Below are 14,873 nucleotides of genomic sequence, written 5' to 3' on the forward strand. Positions count from 1 at the left end.
TTCTTTTTATCTTCTTCTTTTACTTCCTGTGAAATTTCTTGTAGGATCTTTTCTGAGCTCATTGTTGGTCACTTTTATCTTACCCATACATTCATCCAGATCCCTTATAATACTTTTCTTCTGATACTCTACCTCAATGATCTTAGCTTTCAGATTCATCATAGGTACAATCTGCTTCATGAGTACGGCATAATGCTTAAAGCTCTCCACACTGTCTTTACCCATAATGTTTTTGGCATCTCTCACATTATCCATAATATTGGTTCTGAGAAACACTTCATTCTCCACCTTATTAATACTAAGCTGGTTCATTTTGTCGTAAATATCATCAATGTGATCTTTCAGTACGTCACTTCGAAGCATCAGTTCTTTATAGGCTTCAGCTTCACGGCTGATCCCTTCCCGCTGTATATCATAACTCTTAAAGAAGAGAAATAAGCAAGCAAAAGATACAACCGACAAAACAACAAATGACAGAATAAACTTCCAGATGCCCATTCTGACGTCAGATTTGTTCAATTTTTTTTCCCTGTTAGAAGACATAATTTGCGATTTGTTTGGCCTGTGAAAATATAAAAAAAAAAAAAATTCATGCACAATACGTAATTTCCCCAACGCCATTCCGTGGAAACCCTGATTAAATTAATATTAATTTTCACTTTGATAAGTTTTTCATAAATTAGACCTCTGAATTTTAAATATCATTCGCCAAATCGATATTAAGAATGAGCAAAATATTATCTAATACCGTACGTTTTTCCATTGCTGACAATGATTTTTATTTTAAGAAAATAATGATCAAAACACTTATGGAAAACCCTTTCTATATGCTTCTGAATGATTGTAATAACGGACATGAACTGGTAAACAGAATCTATAGAAGACAGGAAGACGTGTTCATTATTGAACTCTTTATGCCGGTATTAAGCGGGATTGAAGCAATCAAATATATCAGAAAAAATAATACAGAAACTCCTATTATCACCTACTCCGGCACTTATCAGGAAGATATGGCTGAAATCCTTTCAAGGATTCCCAATATATACTACTGTCAGAAAAAAAGTACCATTATAAAGGATATTATTAAAGGAAGTATTGCTTCTGATGACTTCGACTATCAGGCCTATTCCAAAGAATGGGAGCAGCAGCCTCTTGCCGTACAGGAATATATGGACAGGCAGAAGAAAGGACAGGAAGAGCTTTCACCGGCTGAAATACAGCTTATGAGGTTCTGTTATGAAGGATTCAGCAATAAGGAAATTGCAGAAAAGCTTAACCTGAGTACCAGAACTATTGATACCTATATCAACCGGCTTACAGAAAAGCTGGGATTAAAGACCAAACTTCACCTTATACGTTTCTGCGTAGAAAACGGATATTATAATTCCAGTCTGTAAAATTCTGATTCATAATAAAAATTTAAATTCCGGCTAACAAAAGAGGTAAGCAGGCATTCTGTTAGTGTCTTTTATAAGACTACAAAACCCTGCAGAGCCATCCAGATCCGCTATTTATTAAGTTTTGTTCATGTTTTTTCTGCACCCTTATCCTGCTGCATTATTTTATTATTAAATTATCATAACACTGCCTTAATATAGTGTATACACAAAAAGCCCGGCTCTTTAAATAAAAATATTTTGTCACTAATTTGCTAGTATTCAATTTTTTTTAACTAAATTTGCACACCTAAAATTTAAAATTAAAATAAGGAAATGACAAAGGCAGAATTGGTAAACACCATCTCAAATAAGTTGGGAACAGAAAAGAATGAAACACAGAAAGTTGTAGAAGCTTTTATGCAGGAGATCAGAACTTCTATGTATAATGGGGATAACGTTTATCTAAGAGGTTTTGGATCTTTTATCATTAAAACAAGAGCTGCTAAAACAGGAAGAAATATTTCTAAAAACACTGCAATTGAGATTCCTGCTCATAACATTCCTGCTTTCAAACCTTCAAAATCTTTTGTTGAGAAAGTAAAAACTAAAGTTGCAGTAAAATAAGAACATTAACTGAATATTAACTAGTTACTAAAAAATTAAAATTATGCCAAGCGGAAAGAAAAGAAAAAGACACAAGGTTGCGACTCACAAAAGAAAGAAAAGAAGAAGAGCAAACAGACATAAGAAAAAATAATCTCTTTTTCTCGAGATTTACAATATAATAATATAGTTGGTGGATTTAAATTTTTAAAGTTCACTGACTATATTTTTGTTTGCAACTATAAGATTCCGAGGAAAACGGATGGTTTCAAATATTATTTTAACAAACATATAATGGTTTTCATTCAAAATCCTTATATTTAATAGATGAATTAATCGAAAAAACATCCACTTCCTATAATCTTAACAATTTTATCTTATTAAAAAATGAAGAAAGAACTAATAGTTTCGCATGAAGATGATCTTACAAAGATTGCGCTGCTGGAAGACGGAAGACTATGTGAACTTCATGAGCAAGAAGACAAAAGCGATTTTATAGTTGGAGATCTGTTTATAGGAAAAGTAAAAAAACTGGCACCCAATCTGAATGCGGCATTCGTCAATATCGGATATGACAAGGATGCATTCCTGCATTATCAGGATCTGGGACCGCAGTACCTTACGTACAGAAAGTTTTTAAAAGATACTATTTCCAAAAAACAAAGCACTTCGAGCTTAAAAAATTTCGAGATACAGCCCGAAATAGACAAAAACGGAACAGTAGACAAAGTAATCGCCAAAGACGATCTGGTTCTGCTACAGATTACCAAAGAACCAATTTCTACCAAAGGTCCCAGGATTTCTACCCAGATTTCATTAACAGGACGCTTTCTGGTTTTAATTCCTTTTGACAATAAAGTTTCAATTTCCAAAAAAATCAGAAGCTCTGAGGAAAAAGAAAGACTGCGAACCCTTATCGACAGCATTAAGCCTGAAGGATTCGGGGTTATCATCAGAACAGTAGCAGAAGGAAAAAAAGTAGCCGACCTTCATAATGACATGAACCAGCTGGTTCAGAAATGGGAAAGCACTTTTAAAAATATCCAGAGAAATAAAGTTCCGTCTAAAGTTTTAAGCGAAGAAGACAAAGCTTCAGCTATTTTAAGAGACAATTTTAACCAGGACTTCGTGAATATCATCTGTGACGATGAACAGATGGTGAACGAAATGAAGAATTACATTGAAGTAATTGCTCCTGAAAAGAAAAATATTGTCCAGTTTTATGATTCTCATATTCCACTTCTGGAATATTACAATGTTGAAAAACAGCTTAAACAGAGCTTTGGAAAGCACGTAAACATTCCAAGTTCTAAAGGAGCCTATCTTGTTATTGAGCACACAGAAGCCCTTCACGTCGTTGACGTCAACTCCGGAAACAATATTACTACCGGAACGGCTGTCAATAAAGAACACGCACTGAAAGTGAACAAAATGGCGGCTACTGAAATCGCAAGACAACTTCGCCTCCGCGATATGGGAGGGATCATCGTTATCGATTTCATAGACATGCCGAATTCTGATCACAGAAGAGATCTTTACGAGCATCTCAAAGAGGAAATGAAGCGCGACAAAGCCCGCCACAAAATACTTCCTCCAAGTAAATTTGGTCTGATCCAGATCACCAGACAAAGAAACCGTCCGGAAAAGCAGATCGAAACCAAAGAAGAAAACCCGAACAAAGACGGAGAAATTGTAGCTCCTATTGTTATCGTGGAAAGAATGGGTGAAACCTTAAGAAACATCCTGCAGAAGGAAAAAGGAAAAGTCTACCTGCATGTACACCCGTTTGTGGAAGCCTACCTTACAAAAGGCATTAAAAGTATCCAGATGAAATGGTTTATCAAATACAAAAAGTGGGTAACCATTGTTCCAAGAGATTCTTTTAAATATTTAGAATACAAAATCTACAATGCTAAAAAAGAAGAATTAATAGAATTCTCCAATTAAAAAATTTAAGGCCTTCAGTTGTACTGAAGGTCTTTTCGTTTTTGTAATTTATTGATAAGAACAGAACATGATTGACAATTTAAGTTTTGGCTGAAGCCAATGGATATTTTTTGGTCAGGTGGGCTAAAGCCACTCCTATTGAATTTTAACAAAAAAACTTTTTACTTTTTACATATGAAAACTCACCATTACAAAACCACCATCCAATGGACAGGAAACAAAGGTTCCGGAACCAGCAGTTACAGAGATTATGAAAGAAGCCATACCATTTCAGCAGAAAACAAACCTGTTATTGAAGGATCATCTGATCCGGCATTCCGTGGAGACCGAACAAAATATAATCCGGAAGAAATGCTTTTATCTTCCCTTTCCTCCTGCCACATGCTCTGGTACCTGCACTTCTGTTCTGAAGCCGGTATTATTGTGACAGAATATACTGATGAAGCTTCGGGCATAATGGCAGAAACAGCCAGCGGAAGCGGTCATTTTACAGAAGTGATCTTGCATCCCAGAGTGACCGTTGCAGAAGCATCAATGGTTGAAAAAGCAGAACAGCTTCATCATAAAGCGAATGAATATTGCTTCATTGCCAATTCGGTTAATTTTCCGGTAAAACATATTCCTGCTGTGTTAGTTAAATCAGAAAAATAAATTCAAAAAAATAGCAGTAAAATTGAAAATTCAGCAATAATAACTATTGCTGCATAGCTAATTTGCTTCGTTTGTCAATTTTTGTGACAATAACAATTCACTATCCACTTGCGAAGCAAAATTCACTATTGATGAACTTTTCCTATTGGTTAATTAATGTTAAGGGCCCTTATTTCTTCAAGATATATTGCTAAATTTGAGCTATGGAAAATTTTGGAAAAGATTTATTGAGAAAAATAAAAAGTGTGGAACTTCCGGGTGAGCACGCCCATGGAGTCTTCTCACCTCCCTACCGTCCCGTTTTTACTTATGATGAAGTATTGGCAAAGAATCCCAAATTTGCAGCAGTCAATATTGTTTTATATCTGAAAGACAACGAGTGGTATTTTCCATTGATTCAAAGGACTATTAATGAGCACGACAGACACAGCGGACAGATATCACTGCCCGGGGGAAAGCGTGAGGAAATGGACAGAGACTTTGCAGAAACTGCAGTTCGGGAAACCTCTGAGGAAATAGGGATAGACAAGCATTATGTAAGAATCATCAGAGAAATGTCCCCTATTTATATTCCGCCAAGCAATTTTTACGTATATCCTTATATTTCCTATACTAAAAAAAATCCTGCCTTTGTTCTTCAGCAGACGGAAGCAGTGGAAACGATCGAATTTCCGATCACATCTTTTCTCAATCTTTCAGACACGCCTGAAATTATGGCTCTGCCGAGTGCAGGCGGACATGAAGTGCCGGTCATTAATTTCAACGGATACATTATCTGGGGCGCTACAGCAATGATATTAAGTGAATTCAGCCAGTTGCTGAAAAAAATGTAACTTTGCACTACCGTGTTTAATTGAGAAATGGCGAAGAAAAATATTTTCACCGATGCATTCGGAACACCTTATTTTTTGAAAAGGTTTATTATTTTTATTTTAGGTATTGTATCCTACAGAAGGTTCAATGGCTTTAATAAACTGAAGATTACCGGCACAGAACACCTTGTGGATCTTCCAGATTCCAATGTATTGTTTGTGTCTAACCACCAGACCTATTTTGCAGACGTAGCAGCAATGTACCATGCTTTCTGTGCTGTAAACAACGGATACTTAAACACGATAAAAAACCCGATCTATCTGCTAAACCCAAAGATCGATTTTTACTATGTTGCTGCCGAAGAAACCATGAATAAAGGTATTCTTCCCAAGATTTTTAAAATTGCAGGAGCTGTAACGGTAAAAAGAACCTGGAGATCTGAAGGAAAAAATGTCAACCGAATGGTAGACATGAGTGAGGTAGACAATATTATGAAAGCATTGGACAATGGCTGGGTAGCTACTTTCCCTCAGGGTACTACATCAGCTTTTGCACAGGGACGAAGAGGAACGGCCAAATTGGTAAAAAATCAGCGTCCTATTGTGATTCCAATTAAAATAAACGGATTCAGAAGAGCTTTTGACAAGAAAGGACTCCGCGTGAAGGTAACCGGTGTGAAACCTACGATGGAATTCAAAGCTCCTTTGGATATTGATTATGATAACGAAAAAGCACCGGAAATCCTGTTGAAAATCATGACTGCTATTGAGCAGACAGAAGATTTCAATCTTTTACACAATTATGATGAAGAACTTAAAGCTAAAAAATTAGAACAAAAGGATTCAAATAATTAAGTAAATTAAAAATTATGAACAAAATACTTGGAATATTATTCGCAATCATAGTATTAGTTTCATGCAACAGCCAGAAGGTATATTCGGATTTTGATATCAGCTATTCGAAAAGCGGAGGCTATGCTCCTGTTTATGAAAACCTGCTTATAAAAGGTAATAATGCACACTATTCTTTTGAAGGCCAGGGAAAAAAATACAAACAGGATTTTAAAATTTCTGATGAAGATTTAAAGAAACTGGACCAGGTTCTTTCTCAGAATAATTTCAGGAGGATACAGGAAGACCGTAAAAAATTGTATGACAATATTTCGACTTCCATCAATGTTAAGAAAGGTCCCAATGAAGGCAGTAAAACGGATGCCAGCATGATCATTCCGAATTACCAGACCAACTGGAACAATATTCTTGAAGCTTTCCAGCAGATCATTAATATTAATGTTAAAAAACAGTAAAGACAATTGAAAACCCACTTCATTGCCATTGGCGGAAGCGCCATGCATAATCTTGCCATCGCATTAAAAGACAAAGGATATCAGGTAACCGGTTCTGATGATGCTATTTTTGAACCTTCAAAATCCCGACTGGAAAAGAAAGGAATAATGCCCCAGGAAATGGGCTGGTTCCCGGAAAAGATCACTCCGGATATTGATGCTGTCATTCTCGGGATGCATGCACATCAGGATAATCCTGAGCTGGCAAGAGCAAAAGAACTGGGCCTGAAAATATATTCTTATCCTGAATTCCTTTACGAACAGTCTAAAAATAAAACCAGAGTTGTCATTGCAGGATCACATGGTAAAACAACCATTACCTCAATGATTCTTCATGTGCTGAATTTCCATCAGAAAGACGTTGATTTTATGGTGGGTGCCCAGCTTGAAGGTTTTGACTGTATGGTAAAACTGACCCAGGATAATGACTTCATGGTGCTGGAAGGTGACGAATACCTTTCCTCTCCTATTGACCTTCGCTCAAAATTTTTACTGTATCAGCCGAATATTGCTTTAATGAGCGGTATTGCATGGGACCACATCAATGTATTCAAAACTTTTGATGATTATATTGAGCAGTTCAGAAAATTTGTGGCAAGCATTACTGCAGGCGGGGTTCTGGTATACAATGAAGAAGACCCGGAAGTAGTAAAAGTAGTGGAAAATGCTGAAAATTATTTCAGAAAGATCCCTTACAAAACTCCCGAATATGAAATCAGTAACGGTAAAGTATATTTAAAAACTGAAATGGGAGATGTTCCGCTTTCTGTTTTTGGAGCACATAACCTGTTGAACCTTGAAGGAGCAAGACATATCTGCCAGCAGCTTGGCATCATGGATGAAGATTTCTATGAGGCGATCATGAGCTTCAAAGGTGCCTCCAAACGTCTTGAAAAAGTGGAAAGACAAGATAAAGGAATCCTTTACAAAGATTTTGCCCATGCACCAAGTAAGGTAAAAGCTGCCGTAAAAGCATTCTTAGAACAGTTTAAAAATGATAAGAAGCATGGATTTCTGGAGCTTCATACTTATTCAAGCTTAAATCCTGCTTTCCTTGAGCAGTATGACCACGCTATGGATGGCCTGGACGAAGCTGTGGTTTTCTATTCTGAAGATGCTTTGAAGATTAAAAGAATGGAACCTATTTCTCCTGAATTCATCAAGGAAAAATTCAGAAATGACAATTTAAGGGTTTTCACCAATGCTGAAGATCTTCATGCCTACTGGAATACATTAGATAAAACGGATGGTGTTTATTTAATGATGAGTTCCGGAAACTTTGGCGGATTGGATTTAACGAAATAACTCAATAAAAAAGCTTCAGAAATATGATCTGAAGCTTTTTTATTGATGTTTGTTTATCTTTTTTCACACTGGCTGATTAAATTTTTCAGAATATCTTCTGTAGAACGTTCACTATACTGATGAATGGATTGTCCGACCCAGATTCCCACAAACTCCGGATTTTGCAGAGATTTTGCAGCTTTACGTAAGGCATTGGTCAGTTTATTCTGATAGGGATACGGTAAAATATATTCTGAGTTTTCAACGGTTTCTATAAATTTATTTTTTACTCCTCTGGCATATCTTCCGGAGAAGCTCTTCGTTAAAACAATTTCTTCTTCTCTTACTTTTTTCAATCTTTCTTTTTCAAACGGCAGCAAAGCACTTTCTCGGGAAGCTAGTAAAAGGTTACCAACCTGAAAGCCCTGTGCCCCTAAATCTTTAACAGCCTGCAATGTTCTTGAGCCATAAATTCCTCCTGCATAGATCAAAGGAGCATTTACCTGATCATATATCTGTGACAATAAAGATAAACCTCCGATCTGCGGAATATCTTCGGCTTCGAAACTTCCCCTGTGACCTCCGGCTTCTATCCCCTGAACACAAATAATATCAATCCCCGATTTTTCAAGAATTAAAGCTTCATTTACAGAAGTGCACGTACCAATAAGGATAACATCGTTTTCTTTTAATTTCTGAATACTCTGAGGATCCAGATTTCCAAAGGTAAAACTCAGAATCTTGCAGCCTTCCTGAATAATAGCATCCACCTGTTCATGATAACTGTTAATACCGATCGCATCAAGGCCCGGAAGATGTACTTCTATATTATTTTCTCTGGCCAGCTGTTCTATAAACCGCCTGGTTTTACTATATTTTTCTTTTAAAGCATCTGTCAGTGCAGGAATGTGATGGACAAAAATATTGGCAGCAAAAGGTTTATCTGTCAGTTTTTTTGTCTCTCTGATCAATTCAACAGACTGGTCTGCAGAAAGATCAGCCAATGCCAATGACCCCAGACAGCCTGCCTTAGCCGCTGCTGCAGCCATTTGTACCGTGCTGACTCCAAACATCGGAGCCTGAATTACAGGATATTTTATCCCCAGTTTTTTACTGATTGTATCCGGCCAAAACATAAGAATTATTTTAATTAAAAGGTACAAAAAATAGGAACAGCTCATTTTCAACAGGATATGATATTCCTCATCCTGAATAAAAATACAATTCCCACAGATCTCAGAGAAAACACAGATTGTAATCTGTGAAACAGTGAAAGCTGTGGGAATATTCTTAATTTCTGATTTCTATTAAATATCTGCTACAGAATTTAACATCTTTTGTTCCCATGCAGGGTCCTTCGGATCAAAGAATAATCTTTTTCCCGTATCTAAGCTACGAACGACATTCATCTCATCTTCTGTAAGCTCAAAATCAAATACATTAAAATTCTCCTCAATTCTGGACGGAGTCACAGATTTTGGAATCACCACAAATCCTTCCTGCAGATGCCATCTCAGAATGACCTGTGCTACGGTTTTACCATATTTTTCTGCAATTGCTTTCAGGTCAGGATTGCTTAAAAGATCCGCATTACCATTTCCAAGCGGGCTCCATGGCTGTGTTATGATATTATTTTCCCTGTCATACACCTGCAGTTCTTTTTGCTGGAATACAGGATGCAGTTCAATCTGATTGATTACCAGTAAAACTGCTGAATTTGCTTTCAATTCTTCCAGTTTCTCAACTGTAAAATTACATACTCCGATAGCTTTGATTTTCCCCTCCTGATAGAGTTCTTCCAAAGCTTTCCATGTTCCCAGAAAATCTCCATAAGGCCAATGGATAAGATACATATCAAGATAATCCATCTGCAGCCTGTCCAATGTTCTCTGAAAAGCTTTTTTAGCTTTTTCATATCCGTGATCCTGAACCCAGACTTTTGATGTAATAAACAGTTCATCCCTGTCTACACCACTATTTTTTACGGCAGCACCTACTGCTGTTTCATTCTGGTAAATAGCAGCAGTATCAATCATTCTGTATCCTGTCTGGATAGCTTTGATGACTGCATTTTCGCATTCCTTCAGATCATCCATCTGCCATACTCCAAAGCCTAAAGCCGGAATATCCACTCCATTATTTAAAGTTACCACAGGCTGTCCTGGATAGGTTTTCTTTTGCATAAGTCTTTATTTTAATGATTAATATAAAGTGATAAACAAATTTGCAATAAAAAAATGAAAATCCTGCCTACCATTTTTACTGTTTCTGTTAAAAGATTCTTATTCATAAGGTTTTTAAGATGATGTATAAACGACCCCTTCAAGGAAGGGGAATGAGTAGTCGATAAAACCAACCCTCTACACTTCTAACCTCTAACTTCCATCTTCCATCCTCAAATCTTAACTCCTGCTGGCATTCCTCCTCAATTTTCTTTATTTTTGTTCAAATTAAAAATCATGTCACAACACATCAGACTGGCTCATGCAGAAGATTATCCAAGAATTATGGAAATATGGGAATCGGCCGTAAAAGCAACCCACGATTTCCTTGCAGAAGAAGATTTCAATTATTTTAAAGAAGCTATTCCAAGAGACTATCTTCCTAACCTTGATGTTTATTTAATTACAGAAAATGATAACGCTAAAGGTTTTGCCTCCGTAGCAGAAGGTAATCTGGAAATGCTTTTTATTCATAATGATGCCCGTGGAAAAGGCTATGGAAAAACGCTTTATCAGTTTATGAAAGAGAAAACCGGATTAACTAAAGTGGATGTTAATGAGCAAAATCCTCAGGCCATCGGGTTTTACGAAAAGATGGGTTTCAAAAAAATCGGAAGATCTGAAAAGGACGGTTCTGGAAAAGATTATCCGCTTATTCATATGAGTCTGTAAATGGGAGATTTTATTTTTCATCAATTAAGTTCCGATTTGGAAATACCTTATCATCTCCTGTTATTGGCCGATGAAACCAAAGAAGCCATTGATCAGTATATTTTCAAATCTGACGTCTATCTTTTACATGATGGCATAGAAGATATTGCTGTAATGGCATTATGCAAAATCAGTGAGACCGAACTGGAAATAAAAAATGTTGCTGTAACTGAAAGCTACAGAAGCAAAGGAATCGGAAGTATCCTGATGAACAAGGCCAAAGAAATTGCCAAAGAAAATCATTATAAAACACTGACCGTTGGAACGTCGGATACCGGCTTCCAACAGATCAGGTTTTATGAGAAAAACGATTTCATAAAAACCGGAATCCGGAAAAACTTCTTTATTGAAAATTATCCAACTCCTATTTATGAAAACGGTTTACAGATGTGGGATATGGTTTTACTTACCCATCACCTGACGGAATAAGCCTTTAATATGCTCTATTTCGGCCTGATAATTCGTTTTCTTGCGACATCCGAAATACAGTGTATTTTCCAGCTTTTTCTTTCCTTCCCAGATCATTTTCACGTCACCGCCTTCAATGTCGTTTTTACATAGGAAATCAGGGACAACAGCCAATCCTGTTCCTCCCTTCAGACAGCGGATAATTGAATTCAGATTGGGAACGATATAATTCGGCCTGAAATTCGGTTTATGCCCAAAATTCAAGGTCCAGAACTGGAAAAGATGTTCCATATCTCCGGTAGTTCCATACCATTTTTCGTTCTTCAGCCATTCCTCTATCTGCTCAGCATCTTTTGTTTTTAAAACTTTATTGAAAGCGGCAGTATCTACATCCTTCCCTCCAACCAGAATGATCTGCTCAGAAGAGAATGCTTCATGTTCTATATTGGGTGAAGAGCCTTTTTTAGGAGTAATGATAAGGTCCAGAATTCCTTTATCCAGCTGATCCAGCATTTCGGGATATTCACCAAAACTGATAATCAGGTTAAAAGGCAGTGATGAAACATATTGTTCCAGCGTAGTCTGAAAAGTCTCAAAACACATTCCCACACTGATTGTAGGTGTAAGCTTTTCTGTGGATTTCTGAAAATTTTTCTCTACATCTTCCAGTTTGGTAAGAGGCTCGGCTACTGCATTAAACAATACTTTACCTCGCTCTGTCGGGATCATTTTTCTACCGGTTCTGTCAAACAGTTTATATCCTACATAAGCTTCCAAAGAGCTTAAATGCAGGCTTACTCCCGGCTGTGATATGAATAATGCATCTGCTGCGCCTGTCAACGTCCCGGTTTTATATATCGCCTTAAAAGTCCGATACCATTCTAAATTAACCATGACTTAATTATTAATATTCTGATGCAAATTTACAAAATAATTATAATATTGATACAATTTTATTCTCCAGAATATGGCATAATAATCCGGAATACCGCTTTCACGTATCTGACGGGCAGTTTCATCAACCGGATAGGATAACTGTACAATTTCAGGGATAATCTTTTCTTCGTCCAAAGTCAATACCAGATAAGAAGCCAGTCTGTTTTCTTCTTTGGAACGGCCTACAGAACCGCAGTTGACAGCCCATGTTTGGTCGTCAAACTGTTTTTTAAATGATAAATGGGTATGTCCCATCACAACCAGATCAGCATCCGCACTTTCCAGCATCATCCTGAAAACTTCATCATTTCCTGATTCGTACAGGTAGGTATCGTTACTCTCAAGGCTCGAGTGAACCAGCTGAATATTCCAGTGCCTTTTTCCTGTCTTATAATTGAGTTTTAAATGAAAAGGAAGTTCAGCGAGAAACTTTTTATTCTGTTGTGTAATATGTTTTTTAGAATGATCTATCGCAATAAAGCGGGCATTGGTTTCTTCTTCTGAATGCTTGGACAATGGAACAACAGGAAGATCAAAGGCAATTCTTTCATCATGATTTCCCATCAGGCAAGGAATGTTCAGACTTCTTATTTTTTCAATCACTTCATTTCCCCAGGGTGCAAAATCTACCAGATCTCCCAGGCAGAATTTCTGGCTGATTCCCCTCTGCTCAATATCCTTCAACACCACTTCCAATGCAGGAAGGTTTCCGTGTACATCACTAAAAACAGCTATCTGTATCATTATCCTTCAATTTGTTAGACAAATTTACCTGTCATAACATAATTCCGGTTTAGGGATGATATGATATTTTACCATGAAAAGAGAAAAAGTCAAAAATCAATCGTCAATTTTTGCTTCGCAAAGTCAATAGTGAACTGATATATTCTCAAAAATTCACAAGCGAAGCGCATTGACCATTCACCATTCACTATTCTCAACCTTAAACTTTAAACCAAATTGCTGAACTCAACAAAATATAATTTAAATAATACTTTCATATAATTTATATTATTTTTATTATACAAACATCCATCCTAACTTTGCAGAGTAAAATTTAAACAATCATAAAAAAATGAAAAAAGTACTAATCATCAACGGAGGACAGAGTTTCGGACATTCCGGAGGAAAATATAATCAGACTATCGCAGAAAATACATTGGCAGTTCTTAAAGAATTTGACAACGTAGAAGTAAAGGTCACCAATGTAAGCGAAAATTATGACAAACACGAAGAAGTTCAGAAGTTTGTATGGGCAGATTACATTATTTACCACACTCCGATCTGGTGGTTCCAGCTTCCGAACGGATTGAAAAAATATATTGATGAAGTGTTCACTGCAGGCCATGCCAAAGGAATTTATATGAGTGACGGAAGAAAGGCTGAAAACCCTGAAATCAATTATGGTACAGGAGGAATGCTTGGCGGCAGAAAATACATGCTTACTACAAGCTGGAATGCTCCTTCAACCGCTTTCACGCTACCCGGAGAATTTTTTAATGAAAAAAGCGTGGATGAAGGACCATTGTTTGGGTTCCACAGAATGAATGCTTTTGTTTCTATGGAAAAAATGGAAAGCTTCCACTTCCACGATGTGGAGAAAAATGCCAATATAGAGCGCGATATGAAGCTTTACAGAGAACATGTAAGAAATGTTTTTGAAAAAGAATTAAAATCTGAACTGGTATCATGAAAAAAATACTGATCACCGGTATTACCGGCTATATTGGCGGTAGTATTGCCCAAAAGCTCCTTGAGAGGAATTATGAAGTGACAGGACTGGTCCGTAATGAATCCCATGTACAGGAACTGGAATCATTGGGAATCAAAACAATTATTGGAAACATTCACAATGAAGGCCTTATCAAAGCAGCTGTTGCCGGTGTTGATGCCGTCATTCACAATGCTGATTCTGCTGATGATGCTTATGCTGTGGATAACTTTATCAAAGCTCTGGAGGGAAGTCATAAAACCTTCATTTTTACTTCAGGATCTGCCATTTTTGGAGGTAAAGAAAATGGTAAAAGGAGTGATTTTGTGTATACGGAAGATTTTCCTTTGACTCCAAGACTGGAAATGGCATCAAGAGTACTTATCAATAATTATGTACTTCAATCTGTTCAAAAAGATATAAGAAGCATCGTTATTGTTCCTACCATGGTGTATGGGGAAGGTCTGGGCATAAAAAAAGACAGCATCCAGGTTCCGGCCCTGATTAATTTTTCCCAGAAAAAAGGACACGGTGTTTATTTTGGCGAAGGTGAAAATATCTGGTCGAATTTACACATTGAAGATCTGGCAGACCTGTATGTGCTGGCTTTGGAAAAAGCAAAAGAAGGCTCTGTGTATTACGCAGAAAATGGTTCATCTTCTCTGAAAAACATTGCAGAAATCATCAGTAAAAAATATAACCTGGAACCGGCCAGATCTTTAAGCGTACAGGATGCTGTTGATAATTTCGGGCCTGCAGGCGGCTATTTCGGTTTTGCATCCAACAGTATATGTAGTGCAGATAAAGCCAGAACAGAACTGGGATGGAAACCAATCTATACTTCAATTGAAAATTATATTTAA

General features: G+C 36.9%; 17 protein-coding genes. 12 read left to right on the forward strand and 5 right to left on the reverse strand.

Translation table 11 applies throughout. The annotated features are described in order from the left end of the window. Positions 1 to 6: 6 nt before the first annotated feature. Positions 7 to 543, reverse strand: a complete 537-nt coding sequence (tssO, locus tag ACE3RB_RS11305; protein WP_374464308.1) for a type VI secretion system TssO — start codon at positions 541 to 543, stop codon at positions 7 to 9. 182 nt (positions 544 to 725) lie between these two features. Between tssO and ACE3RB_RS11310 the strand changes: the two genes are divergently transcribed. From ACE3RB_RS11310 to murC, 8 genes are all read left to right on the forward strand, one after another. Continuing rightward, positions 726 to 1,397, forward strand: coding sequence for a response regulator transcription factor (locus ACE3RB_RS11310; RefSeq protein WP_374464309.1), 672 nt, complete (start codon positions 726 to 728; stop codon positions 1,395 to 1,397). A gap of 315 nt (positions 1,398 to 1,712) precedes the next feature. Next, the gene (locus tag ACE3RB_RS11315; protein WP_002984212.1) at positions 1,713 to 2,003 is read left to right on the forward strand and encodes an HU family DNA-binding protein; all 291 of its coding nucleotides are present in this window, start codon (positions 1,713 to 1,715) and stop codon (positions 2,001 to 2,003) included. A 366-nt stretch (positions 2,004 to 2,369) separates the two neighbouring features. Next, positions 2,370 to 3,929, forward strand: a complete 1,560-nt coding sequence (locus tag ACE3RB_RS11320; RefSeq protein ID WP_374464310.1) for an Rne/Rng family ribonuclease — start codon at positions 2,370 to 2,372, stop codon at positions 3,927 to 3,929. Between the two features lie 174 nt (positions 3,930 to 4,103). Next, positions 4,104 to 4,580, forward strand: a complete 477-nt coding sequence (locus ACE3RB_RS11325; protein ID WP_374464311.1) for an OsmC family protein — start codon at positions 4,104 to 4,106, stop codon at positions 4,578 to 4,580. A 203-nt stretch (positions 4,581 to 4,783) separates the two neighbouring features. After that, complete coding sequence (locus ACE3RB_RS11330) at positions 4,784 to 5,413, forward strand: CoA pyrophosphatase (RefSeq protein ID WP_142726461.1); 630 nt, start codon at positions 4,784 to 4,786, stop codon at positions 5,411 to 5,413. A 27-nt stretch (positions 5,414 to 5,440) separates the two neighbouring features. Then, the gene (locus ACE3RB_RS11335; RefSeq protein ID WP_002984229.1) at positions 5,441 to 6,247 is read left to right on the forward strand and encodes a 1-acyl-sn-glycerol-3-phosphate acyltransferase; all 807 of its coding nucleotides are present in this window, start codon (positions 5,441 to 5,443) and stop codon (positions 6,245 to 6,247) included. A 14-nt stretch (positions 6,248 to 6,261) separates the two neighbouring features. Then, positions 6,262 to 6,699, forward strand: coding sequence for a hypothetical protein (locus ACE3RB_RS11340; RefSeq protein ID WP_332386093.1), 438 nt, complete (start codon positions 6,262 to 6,264; stop codon positions 6,697 to 6,699). Positions 6,700 to 6,705: 6 nt separating this feature from the next. Continuing rightward, positions 6,706 to 8,043, forward strand: a complete 1,338-nt coding sequence (murC, locus tag ACE3RB_RS11345; RefSeq protein ID WP_374464312.1) for a UDP-N-acetylmuramate--L-alanine ligase — start codon at positions 6,706 to 6,708, stop codon at positions 8,041 to 8,043. Positions 8,044 to 8,096: 53 nt separating this feature from the next. Here the strand turns inward: murC and ACE3RB_RS11350 are convergent, their stop codons facing one another. Then, positions 8,097 to 9,158, reverse strand: a complete 1,062-nt coding sequence (locus tag ACE3RB_RS11350; RefSeq protein ID WP_374464313.1) for an NAD(P)H-dependent flavin oxidoreductase — start codon at positions 9,156 to 9,158, stop codon at positions 8,097 to 8,099. A gap of 171 nt (positions 9,159 to 9,329) precedes the next feature. After that, positions 9,330 to 10,205, reverse strand: coding sequence for an aldo/keto reductase (locus ACE3RB_RS11355; protein ID WP_374464314.1), 876 nt, complete (start codon positions 10,203 to 10,205; stop codon positions 9,330 to 9,332). 276 nt (positions 10,206 to 10,481) lie between these two features. Here ACE3RB_RS11355 and ACE3RB_RS11360 point away from each other — a divergent pair, with 276 nt between their 5' ends. Both ACE3RB_RS11360 and ACE3RB_RS11365 read left to right on the forward strand, forming a co-directional pair. After that, positions 10,482 to 10,916, forward strand: coding sequence for a GNAT family N-acetyltransferase (locus tag ACE3RB_RS11360; protein WP_374464315.1), 435 nt, complete (start codon positions 10,482 to 10,484; stop codon positions 10,914 to 10,916). 36 nt (positions 10,917 to 10,952) lie between these two features. Then, positions 10,953 to 11,384 carry a GNAT family N-acetyltransferase gene (locus tag ACE3RB_RS11365; RefSeq protein ID WP_374464316.1) on the forward strand — a complete coding sequence of 144 codons (432 nt, stop codon included), beginning with the start codon at positions 10,953 to 10,955 and terminating at the stop codon, positions 11,382 to 11,384. Here ACE3RB_RS11365 and ACE3RB_RS11370 read toward each other — a convergent pair. Together ACE3RB_RS11370 and ACE3RB_RS11375 are read right to left on the reverse strand one after the other, a co-directional pair. Next, a complete protein-coding gene (locus ACE3RB_RS11370) occupies positions 11,358 to 12,257 on the reverse strand; it encodes a LysR family transcriptional regulator (RefSeq protein ID WP_374464317.1) in 900 nt (299 codons plus the stop codon). The two genes, ACE3RB_RS11365 and ACE3RB_RS11370, sit on opposite strands and share 27 nt — an antisense overlap. Before the next feature lie 3 nt (positions 12,258 to 12,260). Further along, the gene (locus ACE3RB_RS11375; protein WP_374464318.1) at positions 12,261 to 13,043 is read right to left on the reverse strand and encodes a metallophosphoesterase; all 783 of its coding nucleotides are present in this window, start codon (positions 13,041 to 13,043) and stop codon (positions 12,261 to 12,263) included. A 331-nt stretch (positions 13,044 to 13,374) separates the two neighbouring features. On the opposite strand from ACE3RB_RS11375, the gene ACE3RB_RS11380 reads away from it, so the two are divergent. Then, on the forward strand, positions 13,375 to 13,992 hold the full coding sequence (locus ACE3RB_RS11380; protein WP_374464319.1) for an NAD(P)H-dependent oxidoreductase: 618 nt from the start codon (positions 13,375 to 13,377) through the stop codon (positions 13,990 to 13,992). Beyond that, positions 13,989 to 14,873: an NAD-dependent epimerase/dehydratase family protein gene (locus ACE3RB_RS11385; RefSeq protein WP_374464320.1), complete on the forward strand. Its 885-nt coding sequence runs from the start codon at positions 13,989 to 13,991 to the stop codon at positions 14,871 to 14,873. The genes ACE3RB_RS11380 and ACE3RB_RS11385 overlap by 4 nt, the downstream gene beginning before the upstream one ends.

The sequence above is a fragment of the Chryseobacterium sp. genome (genome assembly GCF_041914225.1).
Lineage (GTDB): Bacteria > Bacteroidota > Bacteroidia > Flavobacteriales > Weeksellaceae > Chryseobacterium.